The following is a 16,252-nucleotide window of genomic DNA, read 5'->3' on the forward strand; positions in this document are numbered from 1 at the left end:
CCGACGAATTGATGACCACAAGCGGACGAAACAGTGTATAATGTAGGAAATATGCCTTAGGGAGGATATCAGGATGTCGCAAGCGGAACTCGCAGTGGACGCCAAAGCGGCGTTGGGAGAAGGACCGAGCTGGGACGAGCGTAACGGCTGCCTGTACTGGGTCAATATCGAAGAAAAAACGTTGCATACATACGATGTAGCCGCGCAAAAAACGGTCGCATCCATATCGGTTCCTTCCAGAATCGGTGCGGTCGTGCCGCGCAGATCGGGCGGGACGGTCATCGTTTTGGAGGACGGCTTCTACGCCTGCGATCCGGCAACCGGAGAACTGATTTTTCTCGGCAATCCGGATGGCCGCAAGCCGAACACCCGGTTCAACGACGGGAAATGCGACGCCGCCGGACGATTCTGGGCCGGCACGATGTCGTTGGACGGAACGCCCGGACAAGGCGCCCTGTATTGCCTGGAACCGGATCTGACGATCCGCACCGTACTGGAAAACGTATCGTGCTCGAACGGACTGGCCTGGAGCCCGGACAACCGCACGATGTATTATATCGACTCCCCTACGAAAAAAGTGATGGCCTACGACTATGACCTGGCCACCGGAGAGATCAGCAATCCCCGGGTAGTCGCGGAAGTAACGGAACCGGGCGCCGTCCCGGACGGGATGACCTGCGACGAGGAAGGGATGATCTGGGTCGCCCTGTGGGGAGGATACGGCATCCGCAGATGGAACCCCGCCACAGGCGAGCTTTTGCTGAAAGTGGACGTCCCGGCCGAGCAATCCAGCTCGTGTTCGTTCGCCGGTCCCGATCTGGATGAGCTGTACATTACCTCCGCAAGAACCGGCATTTCAGAGACAAGTCTGGCGAATCAGCCGCTCGCTGGCGGACTTTTCGTCTACCGGTCCGCTGTTAAAGGTTTGCCTACTTACGGATTCGGCGGTTAATCGGGTTACAAAGGTATCCGGCTTACGGAATTTCGTTCCGGAGCCGGTGCTTTTTTGTGTATAGGCTGATCAAAAAGATAGCCAAATCGTATAAAAGATACCCCAAATCGAGATATCATTGGACTAGATGATTCGCTACTCTACTAAAAGAACGACTATGCAAGAACTAAATCATAGAACTACACAAGGGGGAAGCCCGATGCCGGTCAAAACTCCGCGTATCGTTATCGTTGGAAGCTTAAATATGGACCTCGTCATTTCTATGGAACAAATGCCGAAAGTCGGGGAAACCGTTCAAGCCCAAAGTATTCACTATATTCCCGGGGGCAAAGGCGCCAATCAAGCCGTCGGCTGTTCCCGCCTGGGCGCTCAGATCGACATGATCGGCGCCGTAGGCGGCGATCCGTTCGGCGATCAGATTATCGGTCAAATGAAACGCCATGGAGTGAATACGGAGCATATCTCTGTATTGGAAGGCGTATCTACGGGTACGGCCACTATTTTCCATACCCGTCAAGATAATTGTATCGCCATCGTAGCCGGAGCTAACGAACATTGCTCAGCGGATCAGGTCTCCTCCTGCGAATCGCTTATCCGGCAAGCCGATCTGCTGCTCGTGCAGCTGGAAATTCCACTGGAGAGCGTACGGCAAGCACTCACGATCGCCCGTTCCGCAGGAGTAAAGACGGTGCTGAACCCTGCTCCGGCCAAACCGCTGCCGGATGAGCTGCTTCAGCTGGTCGATCTATTGACGCCCAACGAGACCGAATTTGCCGCGTTGAGCGGCGCGGAGCCCGATTCGGAAGCCGCCTGGCAGCAAAGCATGACCGATTGGGAGCGGCGTCATGGACATAAGGTTGTGGTCACTCGCGGAGCGGCGGGAAGCTCCTATTTGGACGACAGCGGCGCTCTAGTCACGGTTCCGGCCTTGACCGTTTCGGTCGTCGATACGACAGGCGCAGGCGACTCGTTTAACGCCGCTTTAAGCTACGGACTCGCTCTCGGGTGGACGCTTCATCAGGCCGTCTCCTTTGCGGGCAAAGCCGCTTCGCTGTCGGTTACGAAATTCGGCGCGCAGGACGGCATGCCGAAGCTGGACGAGGTTATGGAAGCGGGTCGGTAGTCATTTCTGGCCGGCGTATTCGGAACTATGCCGATCGTTCGATTATATGCGGATCGTCGTAAAAAGCGACAATGCGGCGATAATGAGACGAAAATGCGATATACAACCGTACCGGTGCCAGTTACATTCAATGTAGCTGGCATCGTCCGTTTGTACGGACGTAGCGGAGAGCCCTGTCTGCCCAAGAAGTTCGCATAGTCGTTGAAGGAAAGGAGGAAAAAGAAGTCGCGAATCGTCCCCGGTTATTGTACGATAGGGACAATTACAAGCCAGGCGAACGACTTTGCAGAACAGATTTTGAACATCCTTCGGGATATTCAACGATCGGAAGGGGCTATTCCATGAGAAGCAGAAGGACGATCGCGGCGGCGATCGCTATCGCATCTGTCCTGACCGTTGGATCAGGCTGCCGGCAAGAGTCCCCGGTCAAGCAACCGGAAGACGTTATTACTTCACCCGGGCCGGTGTCCGGCGGAAAACCCGTCCTCCGGGTGGCGACCAACGATAATTACTTTACGGGCAACAGCTATAAGGATCAATTGCCGGTATGGCAGGAAATCGAGAAACGGACCGGCGTTCAAATTGATTGGGAAGTGCTCCCCAGAGAACAATTCGGCGATTCGATCCGGTTGAGGCTGTCGAAAGGCACCGATTTGCCGGATATTTTCTATATCCCGGACAGCGATCCGGTCACGTTGGCCGGCAAGGGGACGATCGTTCCGCTGGACGATCTGATCGCCGCACATGCCCCCAACATAGCCGCCTTCTTGCGGGATAATCCGGAAATCGACAAAAAGCTGCGGCTTGCGGACGGAAAACTGTATGCGCTTGCATCCGTGGTGACCGGCGTCGCCTACACCGATCCGTACGGACTGATGATCCGCAAAGATTGGCTGGATCGGCTCGGGCTGCAGGAACCGTCCACCCTGGACGAATGGCACGCCGTCTTGAAAGCGTTTAAGGAGAACGACCCGAACGGCAACGGTCTTCAGGACGAAATACCGCTGCTGCCGGATTTGGGGCTGAAAGGGTTGAAGCTGTTCGGAAGCGCCGTCGGCGGCCATCTGTTTTATAGCGACGGGTTCTACCCGGATGCGGACGGCACCGTGAAGTATGAGTGGCTGGAGCCGGAAACGAAAGAACTGGTGGAATGGTGGCGCAACTTGTATGCCGAGGGGCTGCTGGCTCCGGACTTTTTGACGAAATCGATGGATTCGTTTCTGTCCGAGGTATCGGCGGGACGTGTAGGCGCGCTTAACGGCTTCCTGAATCTGCGGCCCAAATACGAACTCGGCAATCGCCAGGCGGGCGATCCGCATGCGGAATGGGTGATGACCGCACCGCCAAAAGCAAAGGACGGCAGCGGATTTTATGAGATATACGGTCCGGTCAGCTCCTGGTTCGGCATATCGAGCAGCAGCCCGAATCAGGAACTCGCGATCCGCTGGCTCGATTACATCTATGCGAGCGAGGAAGGCAGCCGGATCGTCAATTTCGGAGTCGAAGGGCTCAGCTATACGATGGCGGACGGCAAGCCGCGGTTTACCGAATATGCGACCAACCATCCGGACGGGTTGGACTTGACCCGGCTGCTCCGATCGTTAGGGGCGATGCCGACGATGCCGTGGATTCGCGCAGACAAAGGACCGCTGTCGTTTCAACCGCAGGCGATGCTCGAATCCGATCCGGTCGGCGCGGAGCTGGCCAAGAAAGTGAAGCCCTATCTGATCCCGGCGATATCGCTGACGCTTCCCACTCCCGAGGAGAAAGAGACGGACGCGCTGTACGGCGCCCCGCTGCGCGCCTATGTCGAATCGGCTTTGGCCCGTTTCATTACAGGAGCGGATCAGATCGACTGGGAGCGGTTCAACGCTACGGTTGCCTCACTGGGTCTGAATCGCGTTCTGGAGGCAAAGCAGCGGCAGTACGACCGCTACAGGGGCGCCCCGGCGCCGTAAGCGCCGTGTACAAGGCCCACCCCGCAGGCAGGCACTGCCGATTCCAGGCAGAAGCGACAGAAGCAAGCTGGGAGTTGTAGGGGCTCACCCTCGGCCGATCCGGTCTTGCAGCGCGATCCGGCGAAATTCGCCCGGCGTAACGCCATATATTTTCTTGAACATGCGGATAAATGAATTGACGTTCCGGTAACCGATCTCCCCCGCCACTTCGCCAATCCGGACGTCTTCGCCGGAGCTGAGCAGTTCCTTGGCCTTGCTCATCCGGAGCGCGTTCAAGTAATCGGTGAAGGTCATGCCGGTTTTGTCCCGGAAATAGGTGGATAAATAACTGCGCGACATTTGCAACTGATCGGCGACCGTCTCCAGCGACAGATCCTGACGGTAGTGCGTCATGATGTATTCCAGAACGAAGTCTTTCACCGGGTCCTGGCGCGCTTTCTTTTCCTGGACCAGCATGCAGGCTTCCTCGGTCATATCCGCGAGCAGGCGCTCCAACTGGCCGATTCCGGTACACTTCCCGATCCGGTCGAAGGGCGAATGACGCTCCATGAAAATTTTCGTATCGAGCTGATAAAACAGCAGCGTTTTCTCGATCTTGGACGATATTTCTTGTCCGAACAAAGCGAACCGATGCGCGCTCGCATGTTTCTCCTCCAGCCTGCGCATACATTTGCCGAGCAGTTCGAAGACGCGGTCCCGCTCGCCGGCCTGCAGCTGGATCGACAGTTCCTGATCGTCTGCCGGAGCGATCAGTAAATCGGGGACGGCAGACGAACGTTTCGTGACGATCTGCGTCTCGCAGGCCAGCCGCCGTTCCAGAAGCATGAGGCAGGCCTCCTCATAGGCCGACGCGAATTCACCGGGACGGCATGACAACGGAGGAACCGCTATCGTCATCAGGAAAAACGTCTGGTCCCGGTCCGCGATATGCTTGAGGCGGTTCAATACGTTCAGAATCTCGCCGGTATCCACTTCGCCGCTCACGAGGGTAAGCACTTGGTCGCGTTCCACTTGCAGCGTGGTCGATTCCGCGAAACCTTCGCCGAGCTGCAGAGCGATCAGCTCCCGGATATAATAGGACGCCTTCTCGCGTTCTTCGGCGGACAGCCCGTCGAACCGGTCCGTGAATGTAAGCCGAAATAGGATCAGCCGGAACGGTTTATCAGTGTCGATCAGCTCGTTCAGGCTTTGCTGATGCATGTTTTTCACCTTGCTCAAGTAGCCGTACGATTTGAGCAGATCGTTCTTCTGAACGAGATCGGTGCGGATTTCACGCTCGGAACGCACGATATCGGATATTTTGTCGCTGATCCAATCCAGCTCGCGAATATTAGTCTTCGATGGCTGCGGAGAGCCCGATTTCTGAAAGCCGGAGATCATCTTGCGGATCGGACTGTTGAACTTGAGACTGAGCACGACCGCCAGGAAAAATCCGATAAGAAGCGCGCTCCCCAGAACGGAAACGAGCACAACGTTAAGCCGGGACACTTGGCCCGCGATATGAGAGAACGGAACGATATTGATATAGGTGAAGCCGGTATCGGCGCCTTTTCTGTAAAACAAGTAGTTATCGCCGCTCTTCACGTGCCCTTCTCCGGAGCCGAAAGACTGCGCAAGCGTATTCATCTCCCACGGCGCACCGTGCTGAAACAACGGCTGGCCGTCCGGGCCCAGAATGAGGAGCTGATTGTTCGGGGAGACATGGAACCGTTCGAACAGCTTTCCCGCGTCGAGAAAAGCAACAATCGCATACGATCCGGATTTCATCAGGATGGGAAACAGCATCCCTTTATCGGAGATGCCGTTGATCGGCGAAGTGGAATAAAAGCCGGCCGCAGGGTACAAGCGGAACGCAGAACTGCCGCTCTTCCATTGTTGCGACCAGAAATCCGCACCGTAACGATCGCTCGCGTATTGCTTCGTGAACAGATCCGGCATGCCGCCGGTCCCGTTTTTCTCCAGAAAGTAAGAACGGTCGGGATTGTAGATGACAATATTGTTCAGAAACAACAGCGGATTGCCAGTTAGCGTTTTCATTTGCTCGATCGCCTGGGCCGCCAGCGTGTAGTTGTAGACGTCCGGACTTTTGCCCAAAGCCGTAACGGGCCGGCTCATGCCGAGCTGCATCAGATTAAACTCGATCAGGTTGAAATGCTTCTCGTAGCTGTCGACCGATTTAGCCAAGCCCAGCATATTGTAGCTGACGATATCCCGGTGAACGTTCGTTTTGAAAAAAGTGAACGAGAACAGATTAAACGAAAGCAGCAGCACGATCAGCAGCAGGAAGGAAGAAAGCAGTCTGACAAATAAGGAATTCCACTTCAGCGACAGCGGAACGAAGCGGTTTATCATAAGCGTTCCTCCTAGCGGTATTCAAGCGATGTAGTAATCGATTTCCATCCTATTTTATTATAGGGTCCGGGCCCGATGCCGGTCAACGGCTGAAATGGGACCTCCCGAACGAATTCATTCGACGACAACGATAAGGGGTGCCAGTCATGAGTAAAAAGGGTTGGACGACAGCGATCAGCGTTCTGGTAGGAGCAAGTCTGCTGACCGCGTGCGGAGGCAATACGACGAGCGAAGGCAACGGGAACGGCGGCAAGGAGACGGCCAAACCGCCTGTCGAAGATCAAGTTAGCCAAGAGCCTGTCGAGCTTGTCATTCAAGATCAGGGCGGAGCTTCGGAGGAAGTATTCAACCAGTCGTACGGCGCTTTCATTAAGCAAAAATTCCCCAACTATACGATCAAATATATTCAGGCGGCGAAAGGCACGACGCTGCAAGATCTCATCGTAGCCGGTCAGCACGTGGATATTATTATCGCAGGCATTAACGGCATGCCGGACCCGCTGTTCGGGCTCGATATGAAGTTCGATATGACCGAGCTGATCAAGAAACACGGCGTCGATCTCAGTAAATTCGAATCGACGCTAATCGACGGGATCAAGACGATGGGCGACGGCAAACTGTACTTCCTGCCGGTGACGAATCTGGTACAGGTGATGTTTTACAACAAAAGCATCTTCGATAAGTTCGGCATTCCGTATCCGAAAGACGGTATGACGTGGGACGAGGTCGGCGAGCTGAACCGGAAACTGACCCGCAGCGAAGGCGGCGTCTCCTATATGGGGTACTCGGCATCCCCCGCCCATATTCTCAATATGAGCCAGTATTCGATGCCGCTCTACGACCCGCAGAGCAAGAAACCGATGCTGACCGACGAACGGTGGCGGCTGGCGCTGGAGACGTATTTCCTGAACCAGGCGACTTCCGGCTACAAGGAATGGGCCACGACGAAGAAAAAGGTGCCGTATTACACCGAGATGACCGCCTCGCAGGAGCTGGCGATGATGGTGTTCAACTCGCAGTTTCCGTTCGACGGCCCTCAGCACGTCAAGGACATCGATTGGGACCTCGTCTCGCTTCCGGTCCTGAAAGACAAGCCGAAGCTGGGCTCGCAGCCGAATCCGAAAACCTTCGCGATCACGAAAACGTCGAAAAATAAAGACGCCGCGATGGAAGTCATTAAATATATGACGTCGGCCGAGATGCAGATGAACTTCTCCAAGCAAGGTTATATGACTGTACTGAATGACGATACGATCAAAAAAGCAATCGGCACGGAAAGCCAGCACAAAGGGAAAAACTGGGGCGCCGTCTATTACAACAACTTCGCTCCAATGGCGTACAAAAGCATCTACGATACGAAAATACTGTCGTTCCTGACGCCGAATGTACTGAAGCTCGTGACGGGCGAAACCGATCTGAACAGCGCGATTCGCAGCGCGCAGGAGCAGGCGGAGAAATATGTGGAGAGCGAGATGAAGAAATAAGAAAAGCTTTTAAACTCTCTATAAAGATAAGAAAAGAAAAGCTTCTAAACGAAGCTTGTTCTACGCGATGAATGACTCTGTGGTCTGTGTAAGAAGGCAGCTTTTTTAGCGAGCAAAATGGGTTCGCCCTTGCTAAAAGCGTATTACGTATGGGCCTTAGAACGAGATAAGAGTCTCTGCCACCCTCTATTTTCGGCCTTTTTGAAAAACCGAAGCGAATAAAGGCGGTTTGCACCCCTTATTTCAATCAGCAAATGGAGTCTGCACCATTTTCGCGGATTTTAGAAGCTTCAAACCGCTCTTATTTCCCTGTCTAAGCTCGGTTCAGACAAAATAAAGGGTGCAAACCACTCTTATCCAAATCAAAGGAAATGCTGCAGCTACTTGAAACACGGGAGGAATTCCGATGAAGGTAACCGACTTGGAACATGGCAAGCTGGGCATCTACGATGTCAAAGATCAGTTGAAGCGGCATGTTTACAGCCGTTCGGCGGAAGCTTTCGCAGCGGGGGACCGGGACCGGGACGAGGTTGTTACGCTGGAGCAGCTAGAACGGCGCAAAAGCCGGATGAGGAGCGCGTTTATTCAATCGCTTGGCGGTCTTCCGCCGAGCGATTGCCCGCTCGATCCGCTCCTTACCGGTACTTTACAGCGCGACGGCTATACGATCGACAAGGTAATATTCCAGTCGCGGCCTAATCATTGGGTGACGGCAAACTTGTACATTCCTGCGGGAACCGGCGCGCCTTCCGCGGCGGTGCTGCATTTGTGCGGGCACAACCCTCTGGCTAAGCAGGGCGACGTGTATCAGATCGTCTCGCAGCATCTTGTCCGCGCCGGTCTGATCGTGCTGACGATCGATCCGATCGGCCAGGGCGAGCGGCTCAGCTATTACGACCGCGATACGAGCGACACCAGGGTTGCCGCCTCCACGCGAGAGCACGAATACGCCGGCAGGCAAAGCTTGCCGCTCGGCGACTGCTCGGCCCGCTACTTCATTCACGACGCGATGCGCGCGGTCGATTATCTCTGCACGCGGCCGGAGGTCGATCCGGCGAAAATCGGCGTCACCGGCTGTTCCGGCGGCGGGATGCAGACAAGCATGATGATGCTGTGCGACCCCCGCATCGCGGCTGCCGCGCCCGCTGCCTTCATTATGAATCGCGAATCCTACATGTACGCGGGACAGGCGCAAGACGCGGAGCAAATATGGCCAGGCCTTGCGAAGCTTGGCTTCGATCACGAAGACCTGCTTATGGCTATGGCGCCGCGTCCCGCGCTCGTCTTGGCGGCAGAGTACGATTTCTTCCCAATCGAAGGAACCCGCAGAACGGTTGAGCGGACGAGACGGTTTTGGGACATGTACGGCAGCTGCGGAGAAGCGGGTCTGGAATATTTCGAAGACGCCTGCGTCCATACGTATTCGCCTCCTATGGCGAAAGCGGCGGCTGTATTTTTCAGCAAACATCTGCTGGGCAAGCCGCCCGTTTGCTCGTGGGAAGGGATACAACCGATTTCCCCGGAGCTGCTTGGGTGCACGAAAAGCGGGCAACTGCGCGGCGACAGAGGCGATGCGCGCGCCATCCATGAGGCGAACTGCGGCCGGCTTGCCCTTCTGGAAGAAGCTTCAACCGCGATGCCGGAGCCGGCAAGGAAGGAGCGGGCGCTCGTCTGGCTGCGCGAGCGGGTATACGGCGGGCGATCGCCCTGTCCGCTTAATCCGCGAAGGGCCGTACTCGGCAAGCTGGACGAGGAGCTCAGCGTCGAACGTATCCTGTGGTGGAGCCAGACGTCGCTGTTCAATCATGGGTTGCTATTCCGTTCAAGCGAATGCGAGGGGCCGGCATCGTCTGTCACGATCGGCCTGTGGGCGCGCGGCACGAAAAGCATCGGGCCACGTCTTCGCTGGATTCGCGAAACGTGCAAGGCCGGCCGGGCGGTATTCGTCCTCGACGTATCCGGCGATGGAGCCGTTATGCCGAACGGCGTTACGGCGGCCGGCGGCATGCACGATTTTTTCGGCACGATCCATAAGTTTGCCACCGATCTGTATGGGCTGGATGACAGCTTGGCCGCACTGCGGACGTACGACGTCGTGCGCGCCCTCGATCTTGTTGAGTCGCTCAGCGGCGGAGAGAATCCCGACATCCGGCTGTATGCGGGCGGACGGTTCGGCATGTACGCAGCATTGGCCGCGATTCTGGACGACCGGTTGAAGCAGGTCGAAACTGTGAACGGGATAAGCAGTATCGCCGACTTCGTTCGTTCGCGTGAGTACGATCCGCTGGACAGCGAAGGCATCATCATGCCCGGTATGCTCCGGTATTTCGACTTGCCGGATATAGAACGGTGGACATAAGGCGTTACAATTCAAAAAGGAGGAAGGAAGGATGCGCAAACCTTCTTGGTCGGCTATTCTGCTATTCTTATTCCTCCTTGCATGCATCGGAGGCGTTATCATGCTTAAGGACCACGAGAACAGCTTGTACTTGGTATACAAAGGGGAACCTAGGGCGGTCATCGTCCGGCAAAATGGCGCGATCGGCAAGGAAGCGATCGACGAGCTGCGCAGCCGGATTCGCAAGGCGACCGGAGCGGACCTACCTGTAGTGGATGCGGAGGAACTGGAACGTCTGGACGTACCCGAGTCCCATATCCGCCTCCTGGTCGGGCCCGGCCCGATGACGGAAGCGGCGGGCATACGTGCCGTTGATCTGAAGCAGGAAGCTTACCGGGTCGCGGTGAGAGACAACCGGCTCGTCCTGACGGGAGCGAGCCATGCCGCCATTTTGTATGCGGTAAGTTATCTCCTCGACGCATCGATCGGTGTCCGTTACTTGTGGCCGGGCGAGCTCGGCACGTACGTCCCCCGCCGGGACACGCTGGAACTGCCCGACATGGACGTGACCCGACAGCCCGAGGCGGAACAGCGGAGATTGCGGGCGATCGAGAAAGGGCCGGAGATCGAGCGCTGGTTAGGCGTCCATCTGATGGGGAGCCGCAGCCAGTTTGCCTTCGGTCATGCCTTCACGGCGTGGTATGACAAATACGGGAAGGCGCATCCCGAATACTTCGCACAGCCGCCTGCCGGCCAGCAGCAGGTCCTCTCCGAACGGGTCAAGCTGGACCTCAGCAAAGAGGCGGTCGATGACGTCATTATCCGTGAATGGCAAGCGGCGGGATCGCCGGACAATTGGAACGTGTCTCCCAATGACGGGAGCGGCTTCTGCATCAGTGCAGATTGCCTCGCGATGGACGAACCGGCCGGGCAATCGATCGACGCGATCTGGAAAGCCGAAGGCCAGCTTACCGCGCGATACGTCAAGTTTTGGAACCGGCTGCTCGGCAAGATGCGGGTCCTCAATCCTAACGTAACACTTTCGACTTACGCCTACAGCTCCTACAAGGAGCCGCCTCCCAACGGCCTGAAGCTGAAGGACGGCATGGTGATCGGCTTTGTGCACACCTTTCAGGCATACGAGCAATGGCAGGGGTGGCACGATACTGGGGCGAAGCTGTTTCTGCGCCCGAACTGGTGGCACTCGGGGGCGATCGCTCCGAATCTGATGCTGCATGCGACCGGCAACTATTTCAAGTTCGCCCAGCAGCACGGCATGATCGGCTTCGACTTTGACAGCATTATGGGGTACTGGGGGACGCAGGGACTTAACTATTACTTAATCGCCCGGCTGTCGGCGCGTCCCGAGTTGTCCGTGGACGACGTGATAGCGGAATACGCCTCCGCCTTCGGGAAGGCTGCTCCGGTCATTCGGGACTATATCGGCTACTGGGAGCGCTTCTCCGAGGAAACGGCCTACAACGTATCCGCCGGCAACGGCGTGACGATGGACCCGAACGGCCGGTTCGAAACCGTCGTCAGGCAGTATGACCTTCCCGGCTCCCCGCTCAACAGCGGCTGGTACACGCTTCCGTACCTGTATACGGACTCGGTGCTCGGCGAAGCCTATGCCATACTCGACCGGGCCGATCAGGCTGTAGCCGGCGACAGGGACGACGCTGCAGAGGAAGTGAAGCAGCGCATCGCCTTTTTGCGCGAAGGGCTGCACCATCTGGAGCTGACCCGTGAGGTGATCCGGTACGGCTATGAGAAGACGCGTCCGGACGGAGCGACGCGGGAGCAATTTATAGCGAAAAGCGAAGAACTCGACCGGTACCGGAAAGAAATCTCGGCCAGACACGTCATCTCGTACGACGCGCTTCTGTCGTCCGAGCAACGGCGGAACATTCCTACGATACTAAGCCGGACGACCGGCTGGGATCAAACGAATCCCGGCGCCGGCGGCCCAAGCGGCGCCGAGCTGGACGAACAATTCCGCGGCTTGTGAGGTGGGTAGCGTGCTACTCACCAATTCCTTGCCTTGTGGCAGGAATTTTCGGGAATAAGTGCCGCGTAAAGCGAGGCTGTCCAAGAAGTCGCCAAAAAGTTGAAGGGACCCGTAAAATAAATTCCTGCCGAAAGGCAGGAATTTATTGGTGAAACCGCCTGGCAATAGCGTTTAGATGGTCCTTTGGCGTGCTAATCCATCCGTTAACGTGTGAGAAGGAATGAGATTGCAATCCAGCGGCTTGCTGCTGACGTTTTGTCGTAACAAATCGACTTCCAGTTGAAGCCCGGCCTGTAAACACCGTTCCTTGCGAACAGCAAGTGTTTCGCTCACGCGCTGGAAGAAACCGCGCGGGCTCAATGACACAATAAGAGTCTCTAGAACCCTTTATTTTCGGCCTTTTCCCAAAATCAAAGCAAATAAAGGCGGTTTGCACCTCTTATTTCAACCCACTAATGGTTTCTTCACCCATTTCGCATAATTAGCAGCTCCGAACCGCTCTTATATCCCTACCCAATAGGATTTTGGACAAAATAACGGGTACAAACCGCTCCTATTCGGGTCCCTGTCTCCGCTTGAAGCAGGGCAGAAAGCCTAACAGCCATTCCATTCCCGATAGGCAAACTGCGTCACTTGTAATAAGACAAGTAAAAAAGGGGACCTTCCTTCGCTTAGATCTATTAAATGTAGAGCCGGAATGGTATGCCTGCTTCTTTACTTCCCGAAGTATCCGGTTCTATAACGCTTCATAGCCCCCTATCATCTCCTCCAAACACTAAAACGCTTGCCCCTACTAATCCCTCCAGGGAGATTAATACAGACAAGCGTTGTAGCTACTACCGTCAATTAACTGTAGTACATACCCGTTAATCTACTTATGAAATATTTACCTCTTTCATCGAAATCGCCCAAATCCCCAACCCTAGTTCTGCATTACAAAATCGTTCTCAACCTTCGCATCCGCATCGTCGAACACGCACAAAATCTCATACTTCGTATTGCGCTGCGCCGGGATTTTGCCCGCTTGGCGAATGAGGTCGAGCGTCGAGCCGATGTTGACCTTGTGCGTCGTGCCTGCGGCCGATACGACGTTCTCCTCGATCATCGTGCTGCCGAAATCGTTGCAGCCGAAATGGAGCGACTGCTTGCCGACCTCCGGCCCCATCGTTACCCACGACGATTGGAAGTTCGGGATGTTGTCGAGCATCAGGCGGCTGATCGCCACGTTTTTCAAGTACGCGTCGGCTCCCAGCTTCTCGGCTTTCAGGTTCGTGTTGTCCGGCTGGAACGTCCACGAGATGAACGCCAGGAAGCCCGGCGACGGGTATTTATTATTAATGCATTCGTCCTGGGCTTCGCGGACGCGCAGCATGTGCAGCACGCGCTCTTCCATCGATTCCCCGAATCCGATGACCATCGTAGCCGTCGTGTTCATTCCGATCTTGTGCGCCGTGCGCATGACGTCCATCCATTCAGTCCAGCTGCCCTTCAGACGGCTGATCTTGCGGCGCGTCCGGTCGTCCAGAATCTCCGCTCCGCCGCCCGGCAGCGAGTCGAGACCGGCTTCGTGAATTTGACGGACAACTTCCTCCAGCGACAAGCCTTCGGAAACCTCCTTCATCTTCCAAATCTCGGCCGGAGAGAAGGAATGCATCGTAATATCCGGGAACCGTTTCTTGATTTCCTTTAAAATATTCGTATAATAGCTGAACGGCAAATTCGGATTCGTGCCGCCCTGCATCAATATTTCCGTTCCCCCGACGTCGATCGTCTCCTGAATTTTCTGGAAGATCGTCTCGTCCGGCAGGACGTAGCCTTCCTTGGAGCCAGGCGCCCGGTAAAACGCGCAAAACCGGCAGTATACATCGCAAATGTTCGTATAGTTAACGTTCCGCCCGATCACAAACGTCGCAACCGGATCCGGATGAAATCTCAGCATGATCTGGTTGGCGGCAGCGCCCATCTTCTCGATCTCGTCGGAGTCGTACAGCGCGAGCCCATCCTCCAAATCCAGTCGTCCCCCCGCCAGCACCTTGTCTAATATGCGGTCGATCCGGCTCATCCTAATCACTCCTTCGCATGTAATTCTATCGTACCATATCGCCCACCGGAAAAACAGAATGAAACTTGGCAATTCATCGACAGGTGCGGACGCGAAAACGCGGCTTACGACGCAAAGAAGCCGCCCCGGATCGGGACGGCCTCCTTGCATGGGTTATGGGTTTGGATAGCTTTGCAAAGCACGTTTCGAATCAAAACACACTTTTTTTATTTGAACGGCTTCAATTGCTTGTCAGCCGGCCTTACTCCGTTGACTTGGTCGACATACGCTTGGAAGATCTCTTTCCCTTTGTACTTGGTCATCAGTTCTTCCCGGTATTTCGGCCAGTTCGATGCGTCTTTGTCGTCCATCAGGGATACCATTTGCAGACGAGCCATTTCCTTACGATAGTCGCCGATGTTCATACCTTGCGGCGGAGCCAGCGTTACAGGCTCTCCCTTATGCTTCGGAATGTCTTGAACGAACTTGAGAACGGCGCGGTCGCGGTCGGATACGCGCGGATCGATGATTTCGAGGCCATGAACCGTCGGATCGTCGAAGTTCGTGAAGAATCTCCAGATGTCCAGGAAGTTTCCGTTTTTCGTAACGTCGGCTTCATAAGCAGCCGGGTCGATCGTAATTTTCTTGCCTTCTTTCTTATAATGCTTGCCTTCTTGACCGTAGTGGGTCATCAGGTAGCCTTCTTCGCTGGCGAGCCAGTCGAGAATTTGAACGGAGCGTTGAACTTTTTCCGGGTTTTTGTCGGCTACAGCTTTCGAGAACAGGAACGGGCTTGCTCCCCCTGGCGTACCTTGCTTCCAGCCGTACGGCTGATCCTTGAACGGGAAGATCGGCTGCCAATCGGCTTTCGGATCGATCAGCTTCGTACGGGTTTGAACACTGGTAGGAACGGAGTCCAATGCGATGTTGCGGTCCGTCGAGAAAAATACGCCGACTTTGCCTTGAGCCGCTTTGTCGAAATGCTGAGGCGTTTTGTTAACGAACCAGTCCGGATCGACTACGCCTGCTGCGATCATTTCTTTAATGTCCGTAATAACCTGCTGTACCTTCGCATCGCTTTGTACTTCTACGAATTCCAGGTTTTTCTCGTCGATCATAAAGTCGGCTACAAGTCCGTTTTTGATCCAGGCCGGGAAGTCAAGCGGAATCCGGTTGCCGGCAGCAGCCGCGCTGAATCCGTACGTATCCTTCTTGCCGTTGCCGTCCGGATCTTCGTGCGAGAACTTCTTCATCGCCGTCATCAGCTCGTCATACGACTTCGGAAGCTGCAGGCCGAACTTGTCGAGCCAGTCTTTCCGGATGTAGAACGAACCATACGTTCCGCGTTGGAACGGCATTGGCGAACGGGAATGCGTGATGCCCTTCAACTGGTAGTTTTTAATTTCGTCTTCCGTGATCCATTTGAAATAGTTCGGCATCGTTTGCTTGGTTACGAATTTGCTCTGATCCGCCAGCAATCCGTCAACCGCGAACTTTTGGCTCGCTGCGCCGTTAGCCAGGAACATGTCCGGATGATCTCCGCCGGTCATGATAACGTTGATTTTCGTATCATAGTCCGTACCGAACGGCAAATATTCTACTTTCAGATTGACGTTGAACTTCTCTTCGATCGTTTTCTTGACGAAGTCTTTGTCGGCCGAAGGCAAGTTCGCCGTTGCAGGCGCGAACAGGAACCAACGAAGATCCAGCTTCTGGTTGTTATTCGCGTTGCCAGCCGATCCGTTATCCCCGCCGGCAGCAGGCTTCTGCTCTTCTTTTGCACCGCAAGCGGTAAGCACCATCGTGCTGGCGATTACGACCGCCCCTAATACTTTCAAAGTTTTCATGGAATGGAATTCCTCCTCCGATATGATGCCGCAGCAGCTCCGGTATTTTGTAAAAAACGTTGGCGACTGATCCCCTTCATCGTGCCCATTCATTCAAATTCAGACGGTTTCCGGCCGTTAGGCCCATTCCGTGATCGACGGTCTCGCCT

Annotated in this window: 9 protein-coding genes; 6 read left to right on the top strand and 3 right to left on the bottom strand. The window is 55.3% G+C overall.

All coding sequences use genetic code 11. The features are described from left to right. Nucleotides 1–73 precede the first annotated feature (73 nt). From IDH45_RS27685 to IDH45_RS27695, 3 genes are all read left to right on the top strand, one after another. The gene (locus IDH45_RS27685) at nucleotides 74–952 is read left to right on the top strand and encodes an SMP-30/gluconolactonase/LRE family protein (RefSeq protein ID WP_190931392.1); all 879 of its coding nucleotides are present in this window, start codon (nucleotides 74–76) and stop codon (nucleotides 950–952) included. 199 nt (nucleotides 953–1,151) lie between these two features. Beyond that, on the top strand, nucleotides 1,152–2,075 hold the full coding sequence (gene rbsK, locus IDH45_RS27690) for a ribokinase (protein ID WP_190931393.1): 924 nt from the start codon (nucleotides 1,152–1,154) through the stop codon (nucleotides 2,073–2,075). Between the two features lie 341 nt (nucleotides 2,076–2,416). Further along, nucleotides 2,417–4,033, top strand: a complete 1,617-nt coding sequence (locus IDH45_RS27695) for an extracellular solute-binding protein (RefSeq protein ID WP_190931394.1) — start codon at nucleotides 2,417–2,419, stop codon at nucleotides 4,031–4,033. Between the two features lie 84 nt (nucleotides 4,034–4,117). Here the strand turns inward: IDH45_RS27695 and IDH45_RS27700 are convergent, their stop codons facing one another. Continuing rightward, complete coding sequence (locus tag IDH45_RS27700) at nucleotides 4,118–6,385, bottom strand: helix-turn-helix domain-containing protein (RefSeq protein WP_190931395.1); 2,268 nt, start codon at nucleotides 6,383–6,385, stop codon at nucleotides 4,118–4,120. 146 nt (nucleotides 6,386–6,531) lie between these two features. Between IDH45_RS27700 and IDH45_RS27705 the strand changes: the two genes are divergently transcribed. The 3 genes from IDH45_RS27705 (at nucleotide 6,532) to IDH45_RS27715 (ending at nucleotide 12,215) form a co-directional block, all read left to right on the top strand. Further along, entirely contained in the window at nucleotides 6,532–7,869 is a 1,338-nt protein-coding gene (locus IDH45_RS27705) for an ABC transporter substrate-binding protein (protein ID WP_190931396.1), read from the top strand. Nucleotides 7,870–8,275: 406 nt separating this feature from the next. Beyond that, nucleotides 8,276–10,228 carry an alpha/beta hydrolase gene (locus IDH45_RS27710; protein WP_190931397.1) on the top strand — a complete coding sequence of 651 codons (1,953 nt, stop codon included), beginning with the start codon at nucleotides 8,276–8,278 and terminating at the stop codon, nucleotides 10,226–10,228. 100 nt (nucleotides 10,229–10,328) lie between these two features. Further along, nucleotides 10,329–12,215, top strand: coding sequence for a DUF4838 domain-containing protein (locus IDH45_RS27715; RefSeq protein WP_190931398.1), 1,887 nt, complete (start codon nucleotides 10,329–10,331; stop codon nucleotides 12,213–12,215). Between the two features lie 922 nt (nucleotides 12,216–13,137). Here IDH45_RS27715 and mqnC read toward each other — a convergent pair. Further along, on the bottom strand, nucleotides 13,138–14,277 hold the full coding sequence (gene mqnC / locus IDH45_RS27720; RefSeq protein WP_190931399.1) for a cyclic dehypoxanthinyl futalosine synthase: 1,140 nt from the start codon (nucleotides 14,275–14,277) through the stop codon (nucleotides 13,138–13,140). A gap of 206 nt (nucleotides 14,278–14,483) precedes the next feature. After that, entirely contained in the window at nucleotides 14,484–16,103 is a 1,620-nt protein-coding gene (locus IDH45_RS27725; protein ID WP_190931400.1) for a type 2 periplasmic-binding domain-containing protein, read from the bottom strand. Nucleotides 16,104–16,252: the final 149 nt, after the last annotated feature.

Source organism: Paenibacillus oceani (assembly GCF_014705615.1).
GTDB classification, from domain to species: domain Bacteria; phylum Bacillota; class Bacilli; order Paenibacillales; family NBRC-103111; genus Paenibacillus_AB; species Paenibacillus_AB oceani.